This window comes from Kitasatospora kazusensis, assembly GCF_039529945.1.
GTDB lineage: Bacteria > Actinomycetota > Actinomycetes > Streptomycetales > Streptomycetaceae > Kitasatospora > Kitasatospora kazusensis.
Genome location: NZ_BAAANT010000008.1, coordinates 159030 through 185090, shown reverse-complemented (window position 1 = coordinate 185090; position 26061 = coordinate 159030). Strand labels below are relative to the sequence as shown.

Annotated in this window: 19 protein-coding genes and 1 pseudogene; 1 reads left to right on the top strand and 19 read right to left on the bottom strand. The window is 72.8% G+C overall.

Annotation, left to right across the window (positions count from 1 at the left end; genetic code table 11):
• Positions 1-83: 83 nt before the first annotated feature.
• From ABD330_RS09870 to bldG, 9 genes are all read right to left on the bottom strand, one after another.
• Positions 84-1307: a DNA polymerase III subunit delta' gene (locus ABD330_RS09870; protein WP_344463026.1), complete on the bottom strand. Its 1224-nt coding sequence runs from the start codon at positions 1305-1307 to the stop codon at positions 84-86.
• A 100-nt stretch (positions 1308-1407) separates the two neighbouring features.
• Positions 1408-4608 (bottom strand): dTMP kinase, encoded by a 3201-nt coding sequence (gene tmk, locus ABD330_RS09865; RefSeq protein WP_344463024.1) that lies wholly within the window; start codon positions 4606-4608, stop codon positions 1408-1410.
• Between the two features lie 127 nt (positions 4609-4735).
• Entirely contained in the window at positions 4736-7624 is a 2889-nt protein-coding gene (gene topA, locus ABD330_RS09860; RefSeq protein WP_344463022.1) for a type I DNA topoisomerase, read from the bottom strand.
• 539 nt (positions 7625-8163) lie between these two features.
• The gene (locus ABD330_RS09855) at positions 8164-8673 is read right to left on the bottom strand and encodes a DUF3592 domain-containing protein (RefSeq protein WP_344463020.1); all 510 of its coding nucleotides are present in this window, start codon (positions 8671-8673) and stop codon (positions 8164-8166) included.
• 520 nt (positions 8674-9193) lie between these two features.
• The gene (locus tag ABD330_RS09850) at positions 9194-10726 is read right to left on the bottom strand and encodes a DUF7059 domain-containing protein (protein WP_344463018.1); all 1533 of its coding nucleotides are present in this window, start codon (positions 10724-10726) and stop codon (positions 9194-9196) included.
• Between the two features lie 136 nt (positions 10727-10862).
• Positions 10863-11630: a small secreted protein gene (locus ABD330_RS09845; protein ID WP_344463016.1), complete on the bottom strand. Its 768-nt coding sequence runs from the start codon at positions 11628-11630 to the stop codon at positions 10863-10865.
• Between the two features lie 318 nt (positions 11631-11948).
• Entirely contained in the window at positions 11949-12317 is a 369-nt protein-coding gene (locus tag ABD330_RS09840) for a cyclophilin-like fold protein (protein WP_344463014.1), read from the bottom strand.
• A gap of 123 nt (positions 12318-12440) precedes the next feature.
• Positions 12441-12860: an ATP-binding protein gene (locus ABD330_RS09835; protein WP_344463012.1), complete on the bottom strand. Its 420-nt coding sequence runs from the start codon at positions 12858-12860 to the stop codon at positions 12441-12443.
• A gap of 342 nt (positions 12861-13202) precedes the next feature.
• Positions 13203-13544 carry an anti-sigma factor antagonist BldG gene (gene bldG / locus ABD330_RS09830; protein ID WP_344463010.1) on the bottom strand — a complete coding sequence of 114 codons (342 nt, stop codon included), beginning with the start codon at positions 13542-13544 and terminating at the stop codon, positions 13203-13205.
• 220 nt (positions 13545-13764) lie between these two features.
• Here bldG and ABD330_RS09825 point away from each other — a divergent pair, with 220 nt between their 5' ends.
• On the top strand, positions 13765-16260 hold the full coding sequence (locus ABD330_RS09825) for a DEAD/DEAH box helicase (protein WP_344463008.1): 2496 nt from the start codon (positions 13765-13767) through the stop codon (positions 16258-16260).
• 108 nt (positions 16261-16368) lie between these two features.
• On the opposite strand, the pseudogene ABD330_RS32465 reads toward ABD330_RS09825, so the two are convergent.
• From ABD330_RS32465 to ABD330_RS09775, 10 genes and pseudogenes are all read right to left on the bottom strand, one after another.
• Positions 16369-16602, bottom strand: a pseudogene (locus ABD330_RS32465) (Rv3654c family TadE-like protein); the annotation flags it as partial.
• Positions 16603-16682: 80 nt separating this feature from the next.
• Positions 16683-17027, bottom strand: a complete 345-nt coding sequence (locus tag ABD330_RS09815; protein ID WP_344463006.1) for a TadE family type IV pilus minor pilin — start codon at positions 17025-17027, stop codon at positions 16683-16685.
• 31 nt (positions 17028-17058) lie between these two features.
• Positions 17059-17415: a DUF4244 domain-containing protein gene (locus ABD330_RS32460; RefSeq protein WP_425555490.1), complete on the bottom strand. Its 357-nt coding sequence runs from the start codon at positions 17413-17415 to the stop codon at positions 17059-17061.
• Between the two features lie 166 nt (positions 17416-17581).
• Positions 17582-18211, bottom strand: a complete 630-nt coding sequence (locus ABD330_RS09805) for a type II secretion system F family protein (protein ID WP_344463004.1) — start codon at positions 18209-18211, stop codon at positions 17582-17584.
• 284 nt (positions 18212-18495) lie between these two features.
• Entirely contained in the window at positions 18496-19440 is a 945-nt protein-coding gene (locus tag ABD330_RS09800) for a type II secretion system F family protein (protein WP_344463002.1), read from the bottom strand.
• A gap of 94 nt (positions 19441-19534) precedes the next feature.
• Positions 19535-19888, bottom strand: coding sequence for an ATPase, T2SS/T4P/T4SS family (locus ABD330_RS09795; protein WP_425555489.1), 354 nt, complete (start codon positions 19886-19888; stop codon positions 19535-19537).
• 72 nt (positions 19889-19960) lie between these two features.
• Positions 19961-21022, bottom strand: a complete 1062-nt coding sequence (locus ABD330_RS09790; protein ID WP_344463000.1) for a TniB family NTP-binding protein — start codon at positions 21020-21022, stop codon at positions 19961-19963.
• A gap of 65 nt (positions 21023-21087) precedes the next feature.
• Positions 21088-23178, bottom strand: a complete 2091-nt coding sequence (locus ABD330_RS09785; protein WP_344462998.1) for a Mu transposase C-terminal domain-containing protein — start codon at positions 23176-23178, stop codon at positions 21088-21090.
• A 32-nt stretch (positions 23179-23210) separates the two neighbouring features.
• Positions 23211-23900, bottom strand: a complete 690-nt coding sequence (locus tag ABD330_RS09780; RefSeq protein ID WP_344462996.1) for a TnsA-like heteromeric transposase endonuclease subunit — start codon at positions 23898-23900, stop codon at positions 23211-23213.
• Between the two features lie 71 nt (positions 23901-23971).
• Positions 23972-25801, bottom strand: a complete 1830-nt coding sequence (locus tag ABD330_RS09775; protein ID WP_344462994.1) for a TniQ family protein — start codon at positions 25799-25801, stop codon at positions 23972-23974.
• Positions 25802-26061 lie beyond the last annotated feature (260 nt).

Here is a 26061-nt window from a genome sequence, read left to right as displayed (position 1 = left end):
CGCCGCCGGGTCCCGGGGTCAGCGCCACCGGGTCACCGCCCGGCCGCCGCCCGGCCGCTTCCGGGGCTCCTGCCGGGCCGTCGTCAGCCCGCGCGCAGCGCCACCGTCATCGCCTCGACGGCGAGCAGCGGGTCCACGTTCCGGTCCATCGCGCGGCGGCAGGCCAGCACGGCCTCCATCCGGCGCAGCGTGTTCTCCGGCGTGCCCGAGGCCGCGACCCGGCCGAGCGCCGGGCGCTGGTCCTCGTTGGCGAGCGCGCCGGTCGAGCCGAGCTGGACGGCCAGCACGTCGCGGTAGAAGCCGAGCAGGTCGAGCAGGGCGACGCCGAGGGTCTCCCGGCGGGTGCGGGTGGCCCGGCTCTTCTGGCGCTTCTCCAGTTCCTTGGCCGCGCCCGCCATCCCGCGCGGGGCCCGGCTGCCCTCGACCGCGCCGTAGGCGGCCTTCAGGTCGTCGCTCTCCTTGGCGTCCTGGGTCTCGGCGAGCGCCTCGGCGTCGGCCTTCGCGGTGTCGACCAGCCGCTGCGCGGCGGCCAGGCAGCCACCGATGTCGGCGACCTCCAGCGGGATCCGCAGCACATCCAGCCGGCGGGCGCGGGCCTGCTCGTCCACGGCGAGCCGCCGGGCCCGCTCGACGTCGCCCTGCCCGGCGAGCGCGGCGATCCGGGCCGTCTCCGGCTCGACGCCGTCGCGGCGGACCAGCATGTCGGCGACCGCCTCGGCGGCGGGCGTGCGCAGCACCAGCAGGCGGCAGCGCGAGCGGATGGTGGGCAGCACGTCCTGCACGGAGGGTGCGCAGAGCAGCCAGACCGTCCGCGGGGACGGCTCCTCGACACCCTTGAGCAGCGCGTTCGCGGCGGCCTCGGTGAGCCGGTGGGCGGCGTCGACCAGGATCACCGACCAGCGCCCGCCGGTCGGGTAGCTGGCGGCCCGCAGGACGAGGGCGCGCATGTCGCCGACACCGATCGACAGACCGTCGGTGCGGACGTACTTCACGTCGGCGTGGCTGCCGGACAGCACGGTGTGGCAGCCGTCGCAGAAGCCGCAGCCGGGCACCCCGCCCAGGTCGAGATCGGGGCTGGTGCACTGGAGCGCGGCGGCGAAGGCCCGGGCGGCGGTGGTCTGACCGGCCCCGGGCGGGCCCGTGAACAGCCAGGCGTGCGTCATCAGCGAGGCGTTGACCCCGGGCTCGGCGGCATAGGCCCCCGTGCTCGTACGGCCTGCGGCCACGGTGGCCCGCGCGGCCCGGGCCGCGGTCGTCAGCTGCTCGACCACCCGCTCCTGGCCGACCAGGTCGTCCCAGACACTCACGCCATACTCCCTGCAGTTCGCCCGCGTCCCGGTCGAGCCTAACGCGATGCGACGACAGCCCCGGGCGGGCCGCCGCGCGGCGGGAAATATGGGACAGACCCTAGTCCCGGCCGCCCCGGCGCTTGCGGCCCTTGCCGCTGCCCGGCTCCTCCGGCCCCTCGCCCTGCCACTGCGACCACTCGTCGCGGGAGCCGAGCAGGGTGTCGGTCAGGCTCGGCAGGTCGTCCATCGGCGTCTCCTCGGCCCAGGACGGCCGCGGGCGCGGCTCGACGGCCGGCATCTCGCGGGTGTCGCCGGCCGACGGCTTGTCGACCGAGGGCTTGTCGAACGGCGGCTTCGCGGCCGACGGCTTCTCGTCCCGGAACAGACCGCGCGGGAGGCGGTCCTCCGACACCTTGGGGAGGACCGCGGTCTCGTCCGCCGCAGGAATCCTCGGCAGCACCGCGGTCTCGTCCGCCGCGGGGATCCGGGGCAGCACCGCGGTCTCGTCGGGCGTGGGCCGCAGTGCCTCGGCGGCCTTGACGGCGGCCTGGCGGTCGCGCTCGGAGATCTCCTGGGTGGGCTGCTCGACCTCGCCGACCTGCGGCAGCTCCACCGTCGTGGTGGCGCTGTCGCGGTCGGTCGTGCCGGCAGCGGCACGGTCAGCGGCGGCTGCTGCTGCTGCTTCTGCTGCCGATGCGGCCAGCCGGGCCTCCTCCGCCCGCTGGAGCGCCTCCTCCGCACGGCGGCGCTGTTCGGCCCGCTGGAGGTCGCGCTGCCGCTGGAGTTCGGCCTGCGCGGCGGCCTCCGCCGCCAGCCGCTCCCGCTCGGCGGCCTCGGCCTGCTGCCGGGCCTCCTCCTCAGCCCGGCGTACGGCTTCCTCCTCGGCCCGCTTCGCCGCCTCGGCCTCGGCCTTGGCCCTGGCCTCCTCGGCCGCCTTGCGCGCAGCCTCCTCGGCGGCCCGCGCGGCCTCCAGCTCGGCGAGCCGGTCCTTCTCGGCCTGTTCGGCGCGCAGCTCCTCCAGCAGTTCGAGCCGCTTGCGCTCGGCCGCCTCGGCCTCAGCCCGCTGCCGGGCCTCCTCGGCGGCGCGGCGCTCGGCCGCCTCCCGGGCCAGCCGCTCCTGCTCGGCCTGCGCGGCCCGCTCCTGGGCGGAGAGCGGCAGCTCCCGGTCGAGCCGGTGGCGGATCGCGGTGGTGACGGAGGAGGGCTGCCGGCTGCCGTCGACGACCAGGTAGCGCGCCGGGTCGGCGGCGGCCAGCGCCAGGAAGCCGGAGCGGACCCGGGTGTGGAACTCGGTGGGCTCGGACTCCAGGCGGTCCAGCGCCTCGGTGAACCGCTCCCGCGCCGCGGTCGGGTCGACGTCCAGCACGACGGTCAGGTCGGGCACCAGCCCGCCGGTGGCCCAGCGCGAGATCCGGGCCACCTCGGTCGCGGCCAGGTCGCGGCCGGCGCCCTGGTAGGCGATCGAGGAGTCCATGTACCGGTCGGTGATCACCACCGCGCCGCGCTCCAGCGCGGGACGGATCACGTTCTCCACGTGCTCGGCGCGGTCGGCGGCGTAGATCAGCGCCTCGGCCCGGTGCGAGAGGCCGGTGTTGCCCACGTCCAGGACGAGCGCGCGCAGCCGCTGCCCGATCGGGCTGCCGCCCGGCTCACGGGTGAGCACCACCTCGTGGCCCTTGCTGCGGATCCACTCGGCGAGCGCGTTCGCCTGGGTGGACTTCCCGGCGCCGTCGCCGCCCTCCAGGGCGATGAAGAAGCCGGTACCGGTGGTCCGGTGCGGGGCGAGCGGGGCGCCGCCGCGCAGCGAGCGGACCAGCTCGCGGCCGAGCGGGAGGGTGCCGCGCTGGTCGTCGGTCTTCAGCAGCACCACCGCCGCGAGCACCATGGTGAGCAGTCCGGCGGTGGCGATGGCGAGCGCCGCACCGCCGTGGATGAAGGTGAACCCGCCTGGCTTGATCTCGCCGTACCGGACCTCGCCGTAAGCGGCGGCGATCAGCGGGACGGCCACCAGCGCGGCACCCACCACGACCCGCAGCACCGCGTACAGGTGCTCGGTGACCTTGGGCAGCCGGAGCTCCTCGACCTCCTGGGCCAGCAGCGTGCGGCCGGTGGCGATGACGATCCCGGCGGCCAGGCCGGCCAGCGCGGTGAGCAGCAGGACGAGGACGAAGTCGAAGACCAGCCCGGCCAGGATCAGCGAGACCCCGGCCGTGAGCAGCGCCAGCGCGAGCAGCCGGCGGCGGGAGAGCGCGGGCAGCACGGCCTTGCTGAGCCGGATGCCGACCGCCGGTGCCCCGGCGGCGGCGAGCACCAGCAGCGCGAAACCGATCGGTCCGGCCCGGTGGTCGACGGCGGTGAGCAGCCCGAGCGAGGCGACGCCCGCCATCGAGGCGTACGCGGCGGCGACGGCGAAGGTGAAGTACGGGGCGGAGCCGGTACGGCCCTTGGTCAGGGCCGGTCCGGGGGTCGCGTCGGTGGGGGCGCGCAGGCCCTGCAACGGGGAGCGCGGAGCGGCGGACGCGCCGCTGGGCAGCTCCTGCGGGTAGATCAGCACGGCGGCCACGACGGACAGCGCGGCCGCGCCGAGCCCGGCGACGGTGACCTGGTTCGCCCGCAGCCAGTCCGAGCCGAGCGCCGCGCAGACGTTGTTGACCAGCGTCAGCGCGATCAGCGCGACGGCGGCGAGCGGGACGGTGGCCCAGCCGGTCCGCAGGTCCAGCCGGCGGACGGTGTCCAGCTCGGCGGCGGACGGCCGCTGCTCCGCCGCCGGGGCGTACGGGTCGGCAGGGGGGAGCAGGCCGGGCACCGCCGCGCCCTTGGTGACCGACCAGACCCGCTCGGCGGCACCGGTCAGAAACGCCGTGCCGAGCAGCAGGTAGACCGCCGAACCGTGCGTCCAGGTGAGCCACCACGGCGCGACACCGATCAATACCGCCCGCAGGACGTCGGCCCCGAGCAGCGTCCAGCGGCGGTCCAGCCTGCCGCCGACCAGCCGGTGCAGCGGGCCGAGCAGCGCGGCGCCGAACAGCCCGGAGGCGAGCAGCCGGGCCGCGAGGACGGCCGCGACCGCGAACGCCTCACCCCGGTAGCCGTGTCCGAACGGCCCCTGGGCGGCCGCGGCCGCCCAGCCGAGGACGAGCAGCACGAGCAGGCTCAGCCGGTCCGCCGTACCGCTCACCAGTTGGGCCGTCCAGAGCCGCCGGTACGGGCGCAGCCGGAGCAGCGCGCGGGCCCGTTCGCCGGGAGTGCCGGCCGGGGCCACCTCGGGCAGATCGGGTGCACCGGTGCGCGTGGGGGTGGGCTGCGCCTCGCTCGTCATACCGTCAGGGTAGCGGTCGGGGCCTGCCGCCCATGGGGGGAAGGCCCCCCGGCGCCGCGTCATGACAGGGTTGTGACGCACGACGGGCCCGCACCTCCCGGTACGGGCCCGCCGTGCACAGCACCGGTCAGCTCTCGTCGGCCGCCGCTGCCGTCTTCGCTGCGGCGGTCTTCGCCACGGCCTTCTTGGCCGGCGCCTTCTTCGCGGTGGCGGTCTTGGCGGTGGCGGTCTTCTTGGCCGCCGTCTTCTTCACGGCGGTCTTCTTCGCCGCCGTCTCCTTCGTCGCGGCCGCCTTCTTGGCGGGGGCCTTCTTGGCCGGCGCCTTCTTCGCGGTCTTCTTCACCGGCCCGCGCGCCCGCTTCTCGGCGAGCAGCTCGAAGCCGCGCTCCGGCGTGATGGTCTCGACCTCGTCGTCCTTGCGGAGCGTCGCGTTGGTCTCGCCGTCGGTCACGTACGGGCCGAAGCGGCCGTCCTTGACCACCACCGGACGCTCGCTGACCGGGTCGTTGCCGAGCTCCTTGAGCGGCGGCGCGGCGGCGGCCCGGCCGCGCTGCTTGGGCTGGGCGTAGATGGCCAGAGCCTCTTCGAGGGTGACCGTGAACATCTGCTCCTCGTCCGTGAGCGAACGGGAGTCGGTGCCCTTCTTCAGGTACGGACCGTAGCGGCCGTTCTGCGCGGTGATCTCCACGCCCTCGGCGTCCACCCCGACCACCCGGGGCAGCGAGAGCAGCCGCAGCGCGTCCGCCAGCGTGACGGTGTCCAGCGACATCGTCTTGAGCAGCGACGCGGTGCGCGGCTTGACGGCGTTCTTGCCCGTCTTCGGGGTCCCCTCGGGGAGGATCTCGGTGACGTACGGGCCGTAGCGGCCGTCCTTGGCGACCAGCGGGTTCCCGCTGACCGGGTCGGTGCCCAGCTCGAAGTCGCCGCTCGGCTTGGCCAGCAGCTCCTCGGCCAGCTCGACGGTCAGCTCGTCCGGCGGCATCTCGTCGGGAACGTCGGCACGCTGGCCGGGCTCGCCCTCCACCGGGGACGCCTTCTCCACGTACGGGCCGTAGCGGCCGACCCGCAGGGTGATCTCGCTGTTCAGCGGGAAGGAGCTGATCTCGCGGGCGTCGATCGCCCCGAGGTCGGTGACGAGCTCCTTCAGACCGCCGAGGTGGTCGCCGTCGCCGTTGCCCGCGTCGGCGGCGCCGCCGACGGCTGCGCCCTCGCCCTCACCGGTCGCGCCGAAGTAGAAGCGCTTCAGCCACGGCACGGACTGCGCCTCGCCGTTGGCGATCCGGTCGAGGTCGTCCTCCATGCGGGCGGTGAAGTCGTAGTCGACGAGCCGTCCGAAGTGCTTCTCCAGCAGGTTGACGACCGCGAAGGAGAGGAAGGACGGGACGAGCGCCGTGCCCTTCTTGAAGACGTACTTCCGGTTGATGATCGTGTCGATGATCGACGCGTACGTCGACGGACGGCCGATCTCCCGGTCCTCCAGCTCCTTGACCAGCGAGGCCTCGGTGAAGCGGGCCGGCGGCTTGGTGGCGTGGCCCTCGGGGTTCAGCTGCTCGGCGGCCAGCGGGTCGCCCTCGGTGACCTGGGGCAGCCGGCGCTCGCGGTCGTCCAGCTCGGCGTTCGGGTCGTCCGCGCCCTCGACGTAGGCCTTGAGGAAGCCGTGGAAGGTGATGATCTTGCCGGAGGCGGAGAACTCCACCGCCCGGCCGTCCGAGGAGGTCCCGCCGACCTTGACCGTGACGGACTGCCCGACGGCGTCCTTCATCTGCGAAGCGACGGTGCGCATCCAGATCAGCTCGTACAGCCGGAACTCGTCGCTGCTCAAACCCGTCTCGGCGGGCGTACGGAAGCGGTCACCCGAGGGGCGGATCGCCTCGTGCGCCTCCTGGGCGTTCTTGACCTTGCTGGCGTACGTACGCGGCGCGTCGGGGAGGTAGTCCGCCCCGTACAGCTGGGTGACCTGCGCCCGGGCCGCGTTGATCGCGGTGTCCGAGAGGGTGGTCGAGTCGGTACGCATATAGGTGATGAAGCCGTTCTCGTACAGCTTCTGGGCCACCTGCATGGTCCGCTTCGCGCCGAAGCCCAGCTTGCGGCTGGCCTCCTGCTGGAGCGTCGTGGTGCGGAACGGCGCGTACGGCGAGCGACGGTACGGCTTGGACTCGACGCTGCGGACGCTGAACGGGGTCTGCTCCAGGGCGGCGGCCAGCGCGCGGGCGGAGGTCTCGTCCAGGTGCAGGGTGTTGGCGCTCTTGATCTGCCCGTCGGAGCCGAAGTCACGGCCGGAGGCGATCCGCTTGCCGTCGATCGTCGAGAGCCGGGCCCCGAAGGTCTCCGGGTTCGCGGCGTCCACGGCCGTGCGACCGGTACCGAAAGTGGCCGTCAGGTCCCAGTACGAGGCGGTCCGGAACGCGATCCGCTCGCGCTCGCGCTCCACCACGAGCCGGGTCGCCACCGACTGGACGCGGCCCGCCGAGAGCTTCGGCATGACCTTCTTCCACAGGACCGGCGAGACCTCGTAGCCGTAGAGGCGGTCGAGGATGCGACGGGTCTCCTGGGCGTCGACCAGGCGCTGGTTCAGCTCGCGCGGGTTGGCGACGGCCTCCTGGATCGCGGCCTTGGTGATCTCGTGGAAGACCATCCGCTTGACCGGGACCTTGGGCTTGAGCACCTCCTGCAGGTGCCAGGCGATGGCCTCGCCCTCGCGGTCCTCATCGGTGGCGAGGAAGAGTTCGTCGGACTCCTTGAGCAGCGCCTTGAGCTTGGAGACCTGCGACTTCTTGTCCGCGTTGACCACGTAGATGGGGGCGAAGTCGTGGTCGACGTCGACGCCGAGGCGGCGCACCTCACCGGTGTACTGGTCCGGGACCTCCGCCGCGGTGCCGGGAAGGTCGCGGATGTGCCCGACGCTGGCCTCGACGATGTAGCCGGGGCCAAGGTAGCCCTTGATCGTCTTCGCCTTGGCCGGCGACTCGACAATGACGAGTCGCTTGCCGTGCGCGGTCTCGCTGCTCGGGGACACCTTCGCTCTTCTCTCCCGGTCGTTACGTCTGACGGCGGCGCGGCCGGCAAGGACGGGATCCACCCGGCCCACCGCCGACCGGGGCTGCCGCTGCGCGACGGCCCCACCAGCGGAGTGTGACCGTACCCTGGCCACCCTTGTCAAACGGACGGATCCCGTAATTTCACCGGCAAGGCCGCCTCACGCCACTCGAACGGTAACCCGATGCCGCGCCTTTTCGCTGCGCGGACGGGGTCCCGGTGCCGTACGGAGGGGTCGGCGGCGCCTTTGAAAGGCGAGATCCGGACGAAGCCGAGGGGCCGGCCCCCTGCCGGTCCGACGCGGGTTCGAGGTCGGTCCGCCGCCGGTTCGGTGCTGGGGGATGCGGGCTAGGTTGCTGCTCAGTGCCGGTGGGGCGCGGGCTCGGTGCTGAGCTCAGTGCCGGATTCAGTGCCGGATTCAGTGCCGGGTTCAGTGCCGGGTTCAGTGCCGGGTTCAGTGCCGCTGGAGCGCGGGTCCGGTGCCGGTGGGTGCCGGGCTGCGGCCGGGCCGGCCGGTTCTCATCCGGTCACGACGGCGGCCAGCAGGCTCAGTCCGCCGGCCATCGCGCTGGTTCCGAGCAGGGCCCAGAAGATGTCGCTGGGCAGCGCGGGCACGGTCTGGCCCACCGCGAGCACCACCCGGCTCGGCCGCCGGGCGTCGTACGCGACCCGGACGGTCGCCCCGGGCGTCAGCCCGGCCGGGCGGCGCAGCGGGGTGATCCCCCGGGGCCGGGCCAGCACCGACTCCGCACGGCCCGCCTCACCCCGGCCTGCCTCGCCACGGGCCGACACCAGGCCGACCGACGGCAGGGTGGAGTAGGCGAGCAGCGGGGCACTGTCGAGTTCGCCGTACGGATCGCCGTAGGGCTCGCCGTAAGGATCCCCGTCGGCGACGACCCGCGCGGTGACCGAGACGCCGTGGCGGCGCAGGTGGTGGCGAAGGCGCACTTCGAGGGCGCACCAGAACAGGAGCACGCTGCCGAAGAGGGTCAGGACGACTCCCGCTCCCATTGCCGTCGGCGTCTCCACCGTTCGCCTCCCTCGCTCGCCTGTCCACAGCCTTGTGGACGGAGCGTGACAGCCTGTGGACAACCCGGGGCCGACGTTCGGGGTACTTCAGGGGTCACCGAGTTGGCGGACGGGTGAACTGGCGCGGATGTCACCTTCTGCCGACGCCGCGTCACGACCGGGCAGCGGCCGCAACCCCGCCCCGTCCTCCGCCGTGCAGAGATCTGCCGGACGTCACGTGCACACGGTCTCACCAGCTGGACGCACCTCAGGGGGAACACACCATGCCCGCACCTCGCCTGCTCGCCACCGCCGCGCTCGGCCTCGTCGCCTGCGGCCGCCTCCGCGACGGCGGCGTCCGCCCCCTCGACGGCGGCCTACCACCCGTGAGCCGGTGAGGCCCTGATCCCCCGCACCCCGGCCCGGCCGCCGTCGGCCGGGCCGTCGTCTCATCCTCCGAGACGTCGCCCGAGGCGGGCAGGCGCCCGGACAGTCGTCACGACCGTCGCGGCTGTCACAACCGCCACGACTCTCGCGACCGTCACGACACCGGGGTCACGAAGCCCTGCTCGGTGAGCATCCGCAGCGACTCCGGCACCCGGTCACGGAGCACCACGCGGTCCTCGCCCAGCAGCTGGGCGATCGCGTCGACGATCTCACCGGCCGCGAGCGTCCCGTCGCAGACCCCGACGAAGCCCGCGCCGACCGTGTCCACCTTGGTCGCGCGCCGCATGCCACGATTGTGACGGAGGATCACATGCTCCGGATCCTCCGCACCCGGCGCGCCGATCTGCTCCTGCACCACCTCGTCGGCGAGCACGTAGCGCGCGGCCAGCAGAGCGGCGTCGTCGTGCGTCCGCAGGAAGTCCTGCCGGTCGAACCAGCTCTCGATGTGCGGGCCGAGCGGCTGCTCGACCGAGTGCGGCCACTCCTCGACCCGTACGGTCGGCCGGTCCGCGCCGCTCGCCCGCAGGGTGATCCAGCCGAAGCCGATCCCCTCGACCCGCGCCGCCTCGAAGGCGTCCAACCAGTCGTTGTAACGGGCCTGGTAGTCGCTGCCGGGGCCTCGGTGGTCGCCGCCGTCACGCAGCCACAGCTCGACGTACTGCGCGACGTCCTGGACGTCCCGCTGCACCACCCAGGCGTCCAGCCCGGTGCCCGCGACCCAGCCGGACAACCGGTCCTGCCAGTCCTCGCCCTTGACGTGCTGCCAGTTCGCCAGCAACTGGCAGTAGCCGCCGGGCTCCAGGTGCCCGGCCGCACCCCGGACCAGGCTGCGGGACAGGTCGTCGCCGGCCATGCCCCCGTCGCGGTAGACGAAACGGCTGCCGGGCGAGATCACGAACGGCGGGTTGGAGACGATCAGGTCGAACTTCCGGTCGGCCACCGGCTCGAAGAGGCTGCCCTCGACGGCCTCGGTGTGCTCGAAACCCGAGAGCGCGAGCGTCAGCCGGGTGAAGTGCAGGGCACGCGGGTTGAGGTCGGTCGCGGTGACCCGCTGCGCGTGGCGCGCGGCGTGCAGGGCCTGCACGCCGGAGCCCGACCCGAGGTCGAGCGCCGCCCGGACCGGCCGCCGCACGGTGAGGCCCGCCAGCGTCGTCGACGCGCCGCCCACCCCGAGCACCAGGTCCTTGCGCGCCACCCCCTGAGCCGTCTCCCCCGACCCGATGCCACCGGCGCCGCCGACGGCACACCCGAGGTCCGACACCACCCACGCGTCCGCACTGGGCAGCCCGGCCACCTCGTTGGCGTACGGGCGCACGTCCACGGTCGCCCGTACGTCGTCCCCGTCCCTGCTCAGCCACCCGTCCGCCAGGCAGTCGTCCACCGGCAGCGCGGCCGCGGCGGCGGCGTACCGGACGGGCTGCTGGAGCAGGAAGAGCCGCACCAGCGTCTCCAACGGAGTCCCGCCACGCGTCGCCCGCAGCGCGGGCACCGCCTCGCTGCGGGCCAACGCGGCGTACCCGGTGGGCCCGAGCAGGTCGAGGCAGCCGTCGGCGGTGAACGCGGCGGCGAGCAACGCCTCGCGGAACTTCGTAAGGCGGGCGGGGTCAAGAACAGGGCTACTGGTCACCGGCCCATTGTCTCGCGCGGCGACCCGGTCCTGCGCCCGCAGCCCGGCCGGGCTGGCCGGGCTGGCCGGGCTGGCCGGGCTGGCCGGGCTGGCCGGGTGCGGGTGCGGGTGCGGGTGCGGTTTCGTTCCGGTGGGCCTAGCTCTGGGACGGCGACGGCGAGGAGGGCGTCTGGAGCTGGGAGGACCCCGGGGACGACGCCGGCTGAGACTGCGGCTGCGACGGGGACTGGGGCGGCGCCGCAGGGGCCGAAGCCGCGCCACTGGCGGCGGGGGTACCGGGAGTTCCGGGCGTGCCGGGAGTGCCTGCGGAACTCGCGCCGGCAGCGGGGGCGGAGGCCGGCGCCGACGTACCGGTGCCGGCGCTGCCACCGGCCTTGCAGCCCGGCTGCTTCGCCATCGCCGTGGCGAGGTCACCGCTCTGGAGCTTGTTCAGCGCGTCCGTCGACTGCAGAGCCAGTCGCTGGACCTGGTCACCGACGCTGCGCAGCCCGTCCGCGAACTTGGCCTGATCGCCACTGGGCAGCCCGGTCAGCTTCTTCTGGACATCCTGGTACCCCTGAGCCGTCTGCCTCAGCTCGGTAACCGCGTCCTGCTGGAGTTTCGCGCCCTGGTCCACCTTCGGCGCGCCGACCTTGTCTATGGTGTCGGCCAGCTGCTGATCGGTCTTCGCCAGCGCCCCGAGGTCGGTCGCCAACCGCCTCTGCAGGTCGGCCGGTGCCTCGCCCGGCTTGACCGTGCCGGTGTCGGCGAGGGCCGTCCGGGACTGGGCGATCGGATCCTGAGCCGCGTCGCAGATGTTCTTCGCCCAGGTGTTCAGCTGCGCGGTGTTGTCGGTGCTGCACGCCACGGCGCCGAATGCCAGCAGCGCGCCCAGCGCGGGTACGGTCAGCAGTCGCTTCTTCACCGGCGAGCCCTTTCGGTTTCGGTCATCAGGTTCGGTCGTGCGGTTCGGTCGTGCGGTTCCGTCGTACGGTTCCGTCCTGCGGTTCCGTCGTACGGTCCGGTCCTCAGGCGCGGTCTTCGGTCCCGGTGACCTGGTTCCGGCCACCTGGTCCGCTCGTCGGTTTCCGCACCGACCCCACGCACCCGCACCGCACACCCGCACCGCTCACCGATCCGGCCCGTGAATCCGGCCCATCGACCTGCGAACCTACACGGCCGAGCCCGGGTGCCACCGCCGCGCGGCACCCGAGCCCCGTCACACCGGCCTCCCGACCCCGGATCAGGCCCGTTCGACCCTGATCGAGTCGCCGCTGCGGACCGTACGCAGGACCTGGGCATCGCCGTCCAGCACGCCCAGGATGTTGCAGGGGCTGGCCAGGCGGCATTCCTCCCCGCGCGAGATCGGCGTCGGACCGTACGGAAGCGCCAGGCTGTCGCCGTCGGTCCAGAACGCCACCGTGCCCGGCTCCACGACCTGCTGGGCGTCGTCCTCCCGCGCCACGCTGACCGGCGTCTCGAAGTAGACCTCTTCGCCCCAGGTGCCGGCCGACGACTCGATCGGCAGTGCCGCCCAGAGCTCGTCGCTGGTGGGCGTGGCCCGAAGCGTGGCAGTCGTCTGCCCGGCCGGCCACAGGATGCGTATCCGCATGGGGTCTCCCTCTCTCGCACCGAACCGATCGCGCCAGAGAGCAGGGAACCGCCATATTCAACATTTTGTCAACCAGCTGCCGATGAGCCGTTCCGCTGCCGGCCACAGGCCATCGGGCCTGATTCAGACCGCCACGGACTCCGTCGAGACCGGCCAACTCATCCGGATCAGCCCGCCTTCGGCGCCGCTGGTGACCTCCAGGTCCTCGACCAGCCCGGTGATCACCGCAAGGCCGAGTGCGTCCTCATCGGCCTCGTCGCCCTCCGCCTGCCCGGCGACGGGCAGACCGATCGGACCGGCCTCGTCCTCGACCTCGATGAGGAAACGCTTCTCCTGATCGGTCAGCGCAACCCGTACCGCGCCCTCCACCCCGACCCGCTGATGCAGACTCACCGCGCGCGAGCAGGCCTCGCCGACCGCCAGCCGCACCTCGTCGAGCACCGACTCATCGACCCCGGCGCGCCGCGCCACCGCAGCGGCCACCAGCCGCGCCGTCCGGACATGCTCCGGAAGCGCACTGAATCGAAGTTCGACGGTTGCCATGTCTCCCCCTCCGGGGTAGCTCCCCCACGCCTCGCAGGCTCGCGCAGACGCTGGGGCGATGCCGAGCCCCTGCCGGCCGACGGGCCGGGAGGCCCGAATCGGTCGCGCCGAAGCCGACGTGTTGAAAATCCTGAAATCGGCGTGCCGACAAGGGCACTGGAAACCGACCTGTCACCGTTTCGGGCTCACCGATTGGGGCCCACCGTTCCGGGCTCACCGTTTCGGCGCGCCCCGGAGGCCCGGGGCCGGTCGCCCGGCCCCGGCCCACCCCAGCGGTCTCCGCCGCCGCGATCGGACGGCGCGGACCGGACCGGACGCTCCCGGCCAGGGGGTCGAGCGGTCTCAGTCGGTCGCCTGGACGGCGTCCTCCACCGAGGTGTGGATCGGGAAGACCTTGGTCAGGCCCGTGATCCGGAACATCTTCAGAATCCGCTCCTGGTTGCACACCAGACGGAGCGAACCCTCGTGCGCACGGACTCGCTTGAGTCCGCCCACCAGGACGCCGAGACCCGTCGAGTCGAGGAAGTCCACGCCCTCCATGTCGACTACCAGGTGGTAGCTACCGTCATTGACGAGCTCGACCAGCTGCTCGCGCAGCTTGGGGGCGGTGTACACATCGATCTCGCCGCCAACCTCGACGACCGTACGGTCACCGATAGTGCGGGTCGACAGGGACAGGTCCACGGAACCTCCAGCACCTTGCCTTGCTACGTCATTGCGATCTTCGGCCGGATGGCCGTCACCGCTGGGTCGCAGGCCGCGCGTGGCACACCGCTGCGTGGTGAGCCTCGACGTTGCGACCCTCGGCCATGCGGCCGTCACGGCTTCATTCAACCACCTGCGACCATGCCCGCACGATGGCTTGGGGCGATTCCCCGCCACTCCGGTGACAGACTGGGTCCCCATGCCGCCCCGCCACCACTCCTCCGAGGCCCTGCTCGCCGCGCTCTCAGCCGACCGAGGGCGCTCCGACCGGCTCACTCATACGGAGCATCTACCGGCGCGCGAAGCCCGATACGCCCCCTGGCCCGGCGGGGTCCGACCGGAGGTCATCGCCGCCGCCCAGGCCCTGGGAGCCGAGCTGCCGTGGGCGCACCAGGCCGAAGCCATGGAATTGGCCAAATCCGGCCAAACCATGGTGATTGCCACAGGTACCGCCTCGGGGAAGTCACTGGGCTACCTGGCACCTGTCCTCAGCGATCTGCTGGACGGCACCGAGGCACCCAACGGGCGTGGCGCCACAGCGCTCTACCTCGCGCCGACCAAGGCCCTCGCCGCAGACCAGCGCCGCCGCGCCGCCGAACTCGCACCCGGCAGGGTCCGCGCCGCCCTCTACGACGGCGACACCCCGGCCGAGGAACGCGAATGGGTCCGCCAGTACGCCTCCTACGTGCTCACCAACCCGGACATGCTGCACCGGGGCATCCTGCCCGCCCACCCGCGCTGGGCCTCCTTCCTCAAAGCGCTCAAGTACGTCGTCATCGACGAGTGCCACAGTTATCGCGGCGTGTTCGGCTCGCACGTCGCCCAGGTGCTGCGACGGCTGCGACGGCTGTGCGCCCGGTACGGCTCGTCACCCACCTTCCTGCTGGCTTCCGCCACCACCGCCGACCCGGCCACCACCGCCCGGCGGCTCACGGGGCTGCCGGCCGTGGCCGTCACCGAGGACGCCTCGCCGCGCGGCCCGCTGGTCTTCGCCCTGTGGGAGCCGCCGCTCACCGAGAACACCGGCGAACACGGCGCCCCGGTACGCCGGACCGCAACGGCGGAGGCCGGCTACCTGCTCACCGAGCTGGTCGAGAGGGGCACCCGGACCGTCGTCTTCGTCCGCTCGCGGCGTGCTGCCGAACTCGTCGCGCTCCAGGCCCAGGACCAGCTGGGCTCGCCGCTCTCCACCCGGGTCGCCGCGTACCGGGGCGGCTACCTCGCCGAGGAACGCCGGGCGATCGAGCGGGATCTGCACTCGGGAAAGCTGCTCGGGCTGGCCTCCACCTCCGCTCTGGAGCTCGGCGTGGACGTGTCCGGGCTGGACGCCGTCCTGATGGCCGGCTACCCCGGCACCCGGGCGTCCCTGTGGCAGCAGGCGGGCCGGGCCGGGCGGGAGGCACAGGGTGCGCTGGCCGTCCTGATCGCCAGGGACGACCCGCTGGACACCTATCTGGTCCACCACCCGGAGGCCCTGTTCGCGACCCCCGTCGAGGCCACCGTGCTCGACCCCGACAACCCGCACGTCCTGGCACCGCACCTGTGCGCGGCAGCCGCCGAACTCCCGCTCACCGAAGGCGACCTCACTCTCTTCGGGCCTTCCACCGCGCAACTGCTCCCTGTGCTTGAGCGGCGCGGTCTGCTGCGGCGGCGCACCGACGGCTCCTGGTACTGGACCCGCCGCGAGCGCGCCGCCGATGCGGTGGACCTGCGGGGCAGCGGCGGCAACCCGGTGCAGATCGTCGAGGGATCGACCGGACGGCTGCTCGGCACCGTCGACGCCGCCGCCGCCCACACCACCGTCCACTCGGGGGCCGTCCACCTCCACCAGGGCCGCACCTACCTCGTCCAGGACCTGGACCTGGAGACCTCGGTCGCGGTGGTCGAACGGGCGGAACCTCCCTACAGCACCTCCGCGCGGGACCTCACCTCCATCTCGGTGCTCGCCACGGACTCCACCGTGGCGTGGGGCGAGGCCCGGTTGAGCTTCGGCTCGGTGGAGGTGACCAACCAAGTCGTCGGCTACCTCCGAAAGCGGATCTCCACGGGCGAGATCATGGGCGAGTCCAAACTCGACCTGCCACCGCGCACACTGCGTACCCGGGCCGTCTGGTGGTCGGTCACCGAACAGCAGCTGTTCGACGCGCAGATCCCGTTCGACCAGTTGCCCGGAGCCGCGCACGCCGCGGAGCACGCGTCCATCGGGCTGCTGCCGCTCTTCGCCACCTGCGACCGCTGGGACATCGGCGGGGTGTCGGTGCCGCTGCATCCCGACACCCAGTTGCCGACGGTCTTCGTGTACGACGGCCACTCCGGCGGCGCCGGCTTCGCCGAGCGGGGTTTCCAGCGCGCCGAGCAGTGGCTGACAGCCACCCGGGGTGCCATCGCGGCGTGCGAGTGCCGACGCGGGTGCCCCTCCTGTGTCCAGTCGCCCAAGTGCGGGAACGGGAACGACCCTCTGGACAAGGATGCAGCGGTGCGGCTGCTGGACGCTCTGCTGGCGGGCGCTCCGGGCAGGGCCGCGGAGGCCCCGGTTTCCGGGGGTTCGGGCACGGGAGGTGCGGGCTCCGGGGCTGAGAACTCCGGGGGCGCGGACCTGGGAGGCGCGGACGTGGGAGACGTCGGCCCGGGGGTCACCGGGTCTGGGGGAACCGGCCCAGGGGTCGCCGGCCCAGGGGTCGCCGGCGACGAGTGAGGCCGGCGCGGGGTCGGACACCGGCTCGTCCGTGCCCCAGGCCCACACCGGTCCGGCCCGCGCCCGCGCACTGGCCGGGCCCACCAGGACGGGCACACCGTTGACCGGGACTTCGACCACCACCTCCACGAAGTCCGCCCCTACGTCGACCGTGCACGAGACGAGCGAGGCCCGGTGCTCAGCAGCGATCTCGGCGGCCCGGCCGCATCCGCCGTCCGGGTCGAGCAGCAGGTGGTCGGCGGCGGCGAGCGCCGCGAGATCGGCGGCCGACTCGGCCCGGTGGCGGGCCACCACGACCGATCCGACCGCCAGGCTGGCCGCGAAGACCACACAGCCGAGCATCGCCAAGGAGACCAGCCAGAGCGTCGCCGAACCCTCGTCCGGCGCTGCCCCCTCAGTCCGGCACCACCTCGATGCGGCCGTCACGGCCCGCCCCCGACCACGCTGATGCCGTCCTCGCGCTCCGCCACCGCGGCAGCGCTCAGCCGTACGGACAAGACCGCGCCGAGCCGCCCAGGGCCCTGGCAGAGCGCCTCCACCGTCACCCGTACGGTGCCGCCGTCCTGCGAGATCCGGACCACCGCGCCTGCCGGAGCAGCCTGCTGCGCCAGTACTACCGCATCGGCTTCGCCGCGCGCGGCGGCCCGAGCTCCGACCCGGGCCGCGTCCACACAGCGGATCTGCGCAGCCGCCGCGACCACGCCCCAGATCAGCATCGCCGCGAGCAGCACGAGCGCCGGCAGCGCCACGGCCGTCTCCGCCGTCACGAACCCGCTGTCCGCGCAACGGTTACGCGGCTCAGACCGCATGGAGGGCCCGGTCCAGGAGTTCGGCCAACGCGCCCGAGACCGTACCGCTCGTCACGACCTTGTAGAGGATCGCGGCGAAGGCACAAGCGGCCACCGTCCCGATGGCGTACTCGGCCGTCGCCATCCCCTCGTCCCGCCGTTTCCCCTGCAGATCGGCCAACCTGACGCGCAGTCGGCTCGGCCCCCACCCGCCGGGGGCGCGGACGGGACGGCGGTCGCCGACTGCCGTGAAGACGGTGGTGGCAGCGGCCGGAGCAGCGGCTGTGGCGGCGGCGGCGCTGGTGCTGGGCGTTGCACTAACGGCGGTCGTTGCGGTGGTTGCGGTCGTAGCGGTGTTGACGGTCATAGCGGTCTCCTTCAGCAGGATCGGACCGAGCCGTCGGCCGGCTCGGCTGGAGCACATGCACGCGCTGGAACGACGTGAGCAACGTGCGGCAATCAACGTGCGGCAAGAGGTAGGGCAAGAGGTGAGGTACGGAGGAGTCAGCAGGACGAGCGGCAACGGGGGGAGGTCACACGCGCGAGGCGAACATGGCCGTCAACCCCATCACCACCGGCACGACACCGACGAGAACGAAGGCGGGCAGGAAGCACACCCCGAGCGGGGCGGTGGCGAGCACCCCCGCCCTCCGGACCCGCGCGTGGGCCACCCGGCTCGCGGTGGCCCGCTGTGCGTGGGCCAGCCCGGTCAGCGGTGCTGCGGGCGGGGCACCGCTGACGCTCGTACGGACGAGGCACCGGGCCAACGGGGCGAGTGCGGGGGCATCGGCGCCGAGCCGCTCCCAACAGCGTTCCGGAGGCGCCCCCAGGGCCAGCTCCGCCGCCACCGCGGCCAGCCGCCCATTCATCGGCGAGCCGACACTCCTGGCCACCGCAGCTGCGGCAGCCGCAGGGGAGGAGGAGGACCCGAGGCAGGCGGCCAGGAGTTCCGCCGCCAGCGGCAACTGGCGACTGAGCCGCTCCTGCTCAAGCGCGGCCTTGCGGGTGTCCGGTGATCTGGCCCGAGGCAGCCACCTCCGGGTGGCGGCGCCCAGCAGGGCTCCGGCCGGCAGACCCGCCAGGCCGCCGATCAGGACTGCCACCCCGATGCCGGCCAGAACCGGGACCGTCCATTCGGCCCTGGCCCAGCGGCCCGCCAGCACACGGCCACCCCCGCGATTACCCGGCCGACCACGTCGACCACGTCGACCACCCGGAGCTCCGGAGAGGAAGCGCTCGATCCGCTCGGACGCTCGGACGCACCCCTTCGGCCCTTCGCCGCACCGTCTCCTCCCTTCGCCGCACTCGATCCGCTCGGCCAGTTCGATCAGCTCGATCCGCCGACGCGTCGTCCGCCGACGGCGAGCTCCCCTCAGCGCGGCCGCCGTCCCCGCCGTCCCCGCCGAGACCGCCGGGAGGAGGAGCAGCAGTAGCAGCGGGAACCGGTTCACCGGTTCACCCCCGTTCCGGTCGGCCGAGTCCGGGAGAGACCGCACTCGGTGGTGCCGCCGCCGCTCGGCGGTTCCTCGGCCGACCGGATGATCCGAGCCGTCCAGGCCAGCCCAGCAGCCTCCAGCAGCACGCCGGCCGCCAGACAGGCCAGCCCCACAGGTGTGTGCAGCAGTACCCGCACGGGATCCGCCCCGAGCGCGGCACCGAGCAGCAGCCCGACGACCGGGAGAGCGGCCAGCACCACGACAGTCGTCCGCGGTGCTGCCAACTCGCCCGCGATCTCCTCGGCCAGGGCGCGTTCCGCCCGCAGTGCGTCCGCGAGCTGGTCCAGCCCGGTTACCAGCCCACCGCCGCTCTCGGCCGTGATGTGCCAACAGGCGGCGACTGCGGCGGCCCCACGCCCTCCGGGCAACTCGGCCAGGTGCCGAAGTGCCGCAGGGATGTCGCCCCCGTACCGTCCGGCCGCCAGCCGGGCGACGGCCTCGAGGCCCAGCCCGCTGCGGAGCGAGCCGGTCCGGGTCGTCACGGTGTGCAGCGCCAGTTCCGGCGTCGCCCCGCTGCGCAGTTCGGCCGCCAGCCCCTCACAGAGTTCGATCACCGCCGACGCCCTGCGCCCGGCCTCGTTCGCCAGGCCTCGACGCTGTCTCCAGCGCCGCAGCGGGACCACCCCGGCCGCCGCCCCGACCAGCGGGACCGGCGATCGCGCGGCCCGGCTGAGGGCGATCCCCACCGGCACGAGCAGCAGATCCGGCACCAGCCAGGCCGGCCGGGCGGACCGGACCCGCCCCAGCCGACGGGACCGCCCCGCGCCCGCCTCGGCTTTCCTGCCGAGCAGTTCCCGTGCTCGATCCGCAACCCGCGAACGGCGTCTGAGCCCGAGCCAGAGCCCGCCGAGAGCGCCCCCGGTCGCTGCTGCCCAGAGCATCGGCATGTTCGTCATCGCAGCCCCTTCACCGCCGTTTGGAGCAAGCGCCAGGCTGCTGCGGCCGCCCCGCAGAGCACCAGCGCCCAGAACATCTCCGCTTGCCGCGCCGTCATCGCGAACTCCTCGGCATGGCAACCCCGCGAAGGGCGCAGCGGTAGCGCAGCCGGTCCCAGCCGGGGCCGGGCTCGCAGTCTCCGCGCGCGGTGAACGTCACGGCGGGGGTGGTCACCGCGAGCCCCCGGTCGTCGCCCTCAAGCATGTGAATCTCCGACACCCTGCGCAGACCCGTCCCGGGGTCGCGGACGAGGTGAACGATGACGTCCAGGGCCGCACTCAGCTGGCTGTGCACCGACAGCCGGTCCAGTCCGGCGAGCGACCCGAGAGCTTCGAGCCGCGCCGGGACGTCGGCGGCGGTATTCGCGTGCACCGTCCCGCAGCTGTCGGACCGCAGGAGAGACTTCAACCAGGGCGCCGCTGACCTGCCGGTTGAAAGTCTCACCGTGCCGACCAGCGGCCACACAGCACGCTCGATCTTTCAGTTTCCAGCGACCATTGCGGCCGTACCCGGTCCAGCCAACTTCCCAGCGGTCGAACCCCGGCGCCGGACCGTCTCCCGATACTGACGCTGGGCCGCTTCGCTGATCTCCACCCGATCCATGAGCCGCCGCGTGATCGCCTCCTCGCCGGACAGCACCGCTTCAATCGCCGACTCACGTATCAGGTCTGACAGTCCGCAGATGCTGCCGCCGGTCCGGTCGAACAGGTACGCCGAGAGCCGCACCAACGAGCCGGGCCGGTGCCGGAGCAGGCACAGCGACCCTTCGAGCGCGGCCACTGTGCGCGCCCACTCCCGGCGATCGTCCTCGGTCCGGTTCCCGAAGGCCGTGACGTGGTACAGACTGTTGCGGCCCGCTGTCTGCGTCGCCCGCGTGCTGCCGTGCCCCTCCAGGAACAACCCCGAAGTGTTCAGCTCGGCGCCCGTGAAGACGAACGTCGCCGCGACGTGGTTCGCAAGGTACTTCAAGTGGTCGTTGGCTACCTTCCCTTCCTTCGCCGACAGGTCCAGGAAATGAACATCGTCAATGATCACCAACTGCACACCCACCCATGCGAGTTCTTGGATCACCCGGTTCGTGATCTCCCGCGTCGTCGCCGCGCGACGGAGCTCCACACCGAGGTAGGTCGCAAGCAGCGCCGACAGGTCTTTCGGCGTGGCCTGCGCAGGAATGTTGAGGTAGACCACGGGGGTGGTGTCGATCAGCCTCCCATCAACCTCGTAACCGCCTTCGAACCGCTCGGGGTACCGGCTCCTGAACCGGCGCTCAAAGTCCGCCGCGTGAAGCTTCACCAGCGTGCTCTTACCGATCGTCGGCGGACCGTCCAGCACGATGCCGCGCCGCGCCCCCGGCGCCTGATGACTGTTGACCCGCATACGCCGGTCAATCGCGGCGTGAATCCGCTTCATCTGCTCGGTAAGGACCAGCGCGAGCGCGCTGTGGAACGCGTCCCGGCCGTCGTTGAACTCCTCGCGCTGGTCCTCCGGCATCAACCGGTAGGTGTCCAAGCCCGGCAACTCGGGACGCTCGGGCGAGGTCATCTTCAGATACGCCCGCCATTCCTCTTTCGTCCGAGGCTCCGCCAAGCCCGGATGCCCCGCCCCCATCATCGGCTGCTGTCCTCTCCGGTGCTCGGCGTCCACAGCTCAGCCGGCTCGATCGTGCTCAAGTCCACGCCACCCCACCCTCCGTCGTCGTGGCCGTCGTCGCCGTCGGGCAGCTCCGGGAGCAGCGCGAGGGGCGGCCGGTCGTCGACGGCCGGCGTCGACCGGCGAACGTCGCGGGCCTGCGACGCCGCCCGCTCCCGGTCGCGGAAGGACCGGCGCCGGTCGCGCTGCCATGTCTCGGGGGCGTCGGTGCGGTTCTGCAAGTCGCGCAGCGCAGCGGCGACGGCCTCCTGATCGTCCGGGGCCGCGCCGCGCGCTTCGACCAGCCGCTTCGCCTCGCGGATCGTGATATCCGTGAACGGCTGATGGTCGCTCAGAGCGTGTGTCCAGCGCAGGACGTGCCACCGGCCGTCCGCCGGGTCTACGAAGTACGCGTGGAGCAGGTTGCGCGGGTCGTAGCGGATTGGCCACAGGCCGCCCGGGTACGGGCTCTGCGCGCGCCGGTACCGGTACAGGATGTCCGCGTTGTACGTCAGGTACCCGAGTTGCACCCCGGCCGGCTGGATAGTGCGCCGCTCGATCGGCAGCAGCTCGTAGTACAGGTTCGCATCGCGCGGGCAGTCCACGAACCCGGCCGCGCCGAGCGCCATCCGGTACGCCTCATTCGGGGACACCCGCAGGTCCGGAAAGCCGTGCAGAGTCAGCCCCCGGTGGTGCCGACGCTGGTACACCGCCACGACGTACTCGGCGAAGAACTCCGTGATGTCGTCCACCGTCCACCGGGCCTGTGCTTCGACGGTGCGGCCCCGGTGTGCGACGTTGAAGCCCTTGTAGCCGGCAACATGCTCGGCGAACTGCTCGCGGATCGTGCGGAACAACCGCTCGACCTGCGGCTTGTCCGTGGGCTTGAGCTTGCGGGCGTCCTGGAGACTGATCCGCCACCGAAGGCACGCGTCCCGGACCACGTCCGACGTGTACGGCTTCCCGTGATCGAACACGATCGTTTCGGGGTAGACCACCGGCCGCGCCGCTGCTTCGGCAAGCCGCTCGTCCACGCTCAGCAGCCGCTCGTAAGGGACCTGAAGCATCCGGTACCGCAGCGCATCCGCCCAGTCGGGGCGCATCGGTTCGGGGGTCATCACGTCGGCCAGCAACAGGCCGATGTCGATGCCCTTCGTGCCCTCGGGGGTGATCCGCCACGCCAGCAGAGACCGCGTGGCCACGTCCAGAGCGCACGTCAGCTCGATGCGCATCGTGGAGTCGGTGACCGGGTCGTAGGCGAGGACGTCGAGCGGGGTGGTGTCCATCATCACGACCTCGCCGGGCCGCGTCGCAATCACGTTCCCGAAGCTGCGGTCAGGCTGGTTCCCGGCCGTCTGCCGCCGGTACGCCGGCCCGGCGGGACTGTCGGTGAGCAGCGCCGTTACCGCCCGCCGGAACACGTTCGCGCTCGGCACCGGCACCACTCCCGGCCCGTGGTCGGCCGTCAGCCGGTTCTGCACCCGCCGGTAGAAGCGACCCCCGACCGTAGCCGAACTGTCGTTGCGCTCGGCCTGCGCCTGGTCCCGGATCGCCTGGACCACGCGGGGGTCCACGTTCCCAACCGGGTTCGACACCTTCGCGCGCCTCTTGTCCACGACGCCCCACAGACCCTGATCCCGGTACTGCGTGCGCAGGTTCCACACCTGCCGCGCCGTCAGGCCCAGCTCGGCCGCCTTCGCCGCGCCCCGTTCCCGCATCGCCACTCCGGGCGCGTACTGCGCCCGGGGCTCACCCGCAGACGGCCGCAGCGGATCACCCGACCGGAATCCCGTCTCCAACTCGCGGATGTGCGCTTCGACTTCCAGGGCAGCCGCACGGACGGCGGCCGGCAAGGACGCGAGCACTCCGCCAGGGTCGACCTTCCCCGCGTCCGCGTCGTGCACCGGCCCGTCGTCGTCCTCGGGCGACTCAGCGCCCGCCTGGAACGTCTCGTCGGCAAGCAGCAGTGCCAGCAGCACCGATTGCCTGGCGCCGCTCTCTTCCGCTCTCAGCCCGACAACGTCACCCGCCAGAGACACCACCTGGTGGCGCTCGTCCTCGAAGCCCACCCAACCGCCGACCGTGACCCTTCGACGAACCCTCACCCCGTGATCCCTCCCGTACCGTCCGGCGCCCACACGCGGGTCGTCTCCCGCAGCGGGCGCGCCATGTCGAAGTGCAGCCGGCAGTGCCACATCAGGTGGAACACCACCGGCAGCGCAAGTTCCGGAGCCGTCTGGAACGCCACCAGGTCCCCGATGGCAACCGGGCGCCCGGCGAGCGCCAGCAGGGGCCCCACCAGCGCGGCGCCGGCGTTCAGCGGGCGCCGGTAGCCGGCCAGCCACGACACCGTCGCCCACAGCCCCGGGTCGGGTTCGCCGACCATCTCGTAAGCCCACCCGAGTTCGGCGCACACCGCCGCCGTCCGGGCCCGCTGACGCTCCACCCCCGGCGCCGGTTGGAACCGCAGCGGTTTCACGTCCACCAGCAACACCGAACCGTCCCGGCGACGCGCGAACACGTCCGGCACGTGCAGCCAGTGGCCTTCCGCGTCCTCGCCTTCGAAGATCAGCGGCTGCGTGGCGAACACGGTCACGTCCGGGTCGAAGTCCAGCAGCGTCAACCGCTGCTGCTCAAGGTGGGATTCGTAGCCGACGAGCCGATCCCCCGAAGCCGCCCAGTACAGCCCCGGCGTGTGCCGTTGCCCCACGTACGACGGGATCACCCGCGCCGCTTCGCAGTCCTCGAACACGACGCCGGCCGCACGGTCCAGCGACACCAGCCGCTCCATCCCCGCCGCATCCCAGTACCGCACCCGCACACCGCGCCCCACCGACCGCAGTACACCGCGACGCCCCGCGCTCACCGGCCACCACCCGACCCGAGCAGCCCGACGCCCCACGCGGACAGCTCGGGTTCGATCAGCGGCAGCAGGGAGGCCCGGAACTTCCGCCAGCCCTCGCGCTGCGACTCCGCCGTCACCCCGGGCCACGGAACCCCGTACGCCGGCGCCTCACGCGGATCACCCCCCGTGAAGTGCTGCCACACCCACGCAGCCGCGTGCCGACACCGCTGCCACGTCACCGGCCGCCCCGCCGGATGGCACACCTCGTACAGCACGTCGTGCGGCACCTCCCGAAGATCCGCAAGCACCTCGCGGCGCCGCGCGAAGTCGACTAGCCCCCGGCCGGCCATCCTCACCGCGACCGCGTCCACCGCGCTCCAGAACCCGGGAACATCCCCGATGCGCTGCACCAGCGTGTTAGAGACCCGCGCCGCCCACGCCGCATCCATGCCCAGCAGTACCGCCGCCCCGCGCCACGAACCGGCACCGGCCAGCCGCGCGAGCGCCAACCCCGCCAACCTGCGCCCGGACAGCTCGGCCGTCCCTGGCAGATGCGCCGCGATCAGCTCCCGGTAATCCACCGGGTCGATCAACTGCGGAACCGCCCACCCCGGAACCACCGGACCCCCACCCGGACCGGGCACGACAGCAGGAAGAGCACCGGCCACCCGCGACGCACGCGGACCCACCCGCCGCGCCACCGCGTCCAGCACCGGCGGGCAGGCGAGCCCCCGCAGCGGGTTGCTGCCCGTCCGGGCCCGACGCACCCCGGCCGCTCCCTCCAACCACCCCGCCAGCAGCGGGCCGGCCGCATCCGAGTCGGGCGCGGTCAGCACCGGCGCCACCACCGCGAGCAGCCCGGCCGCCTCCGCCGCGCTCACCGGCCCGTGCCGCACCCGCGCACCTACGCCCACCGGTGTCTGCGCCCGCTCCCGCGCACCGTCCATCAGCGCCGCCGCCGCAACGGGAGGCATCCCTACCGGCAGCGGCCCGACCTGGTCGCCGGCCGCCCGCACCAACGCCACCAGCCACCGCAGGCCCTCGAACCACACGGCCGGTGTCACCGGCTCGCCGACCAGCGGTGCCCGGCCGCCGTTCGCCACGCTCAACACGAGCCGCTGCGCGTCCACCAGCACCCCCGGCACGGCAACAGTGGGGATCTCGGCGAGCACCTGCCCGCAGCGCACCGCCAGAGCCCCGCTACGGCCGCCTACGCGGTTTCCGCAGCGCGCCGGGTCGAACTCCCCGCCGCGCTCCAACAGACCCCGTGGCGACCCCGCCGAGCCGCGCCGCAGCCGGATACCGCACCCCGGACACACGTCCACCAGCAGCACCCCGTGAACCGGGCACGCTGCCGCCGTCTCCAGACGCCACCACAGCCACCACACCGGTCCGTCCGCCAGGCACAGCGGACACGCCCGCGACCCGTACACCTGAGCCCACCCCTGCCGGCTCCACGTCCGCAACGTCGTCTCCCGCCCGGTGTCCAAGCCAGCGAAGTCCAGCGCTGTCGCGGCGTACCGCTCCAGATGCATCCGACGCCACATCGACGCCGGCAACCCCGTCGCCTCCCGCAACCCCCGCGCGCTCTCCCCCGACAGCACGACCCCGAAGAACATCGGCCGCGCGGACGGAGACGACGCCCGGCACTCCAGACCGAGCGCCCGCACCAACTGCCCCGGGCCGATCCCCAGATCGAACGCCGCTCGGTCCACCCACGCGCTGAACGACTCCCCGGCACCGGGGGAAACCACGGTCGGCAGCCGCCGTGCCCGGGGCACCGCAGAAAGCAAAGGCCGAAATTCGATTGCAGCACGACTTTCGCGCACGCGCGCATGACCCACCACGGCATCCCCTCAACACCAAAAAGAACCATGGCAGTTGCAGAACGCCTGGCTTCGAATAATTATCGCCGATCGGCGCCGGAATTTGAAGGAAAATGCCAGATGAGGCGCCCGAATATCGCGCCTTCTGAAAATCTTCACCAGCAGCCACCGAATGCGCTTCCAGCCGGAAGGCGCACACGATCAAGTGGTGAACGCGGCGAGGCCCCCGGACTGATCCGGGGGCCTCGCCGATCACGCCAACAGGGGTTCTACGCCCGTGA

Bases quoted from the DNA above. Each gene is read 5' to 3' on its own strand.
- tmk (WP_344463024.1), bottom strand. From the start codon at position 4,608: ATGACGAGCGAGGCGCAGCCCACCCCCACGCGCACCGGTGCACCCGAT.
- ABD330_RS09840 (WP_344463014.1), bottom strand. From the start codon at position 12,317: ATGCGGATACGCATCCTGTGGCCGGCCGGGCAGACGACTGCCACGCTT.
- ABD330_RS09835 (WP_344463012.1), bottom strand. From the start codon at position 12,860: ATGGCAACCGTCGAACTTCGATTCAGTGCGCTTCCGGAGCATGTCCGG.
- ABD330_RS09825 (WP_344463008.1), top strand. From the start codon at position 13,765: ATGCCGCCCCGCCACCACTCCTCCGAGGCCCTGCTCGCCGCGCTCTCA.
- ABD330_RS32460 (WP_425555490.1), bottom strand. From the start codon at position 17,415: ATGACCGTCAACACCGCTACGACCGCAACCACCGCAACGACCGCCGTT.
- ABD330_RS09800 (WP_344463002.1), bottom strand. From the start codon at position 19,440: ATGACGAACATGCCGATGCTCTGGGCAGCAGCGACCGGGGGCGCTCTC.
- ABD330_RS09790 (WP_344463000.1), bottom strand. From the start codon at position 21,022: ATGACCTCGCCCGAGCGTCCCGAGTTGCCGGGCTTGGACACCTACCGG.
- ABD330_RS09780 (WP_344462996.1), bottom strand. From the start codon at position 23,900: ATGGAGCGGCTGGTGTCGCTGGACCGTGCGGCCGGCGTCGTGTTCGAG.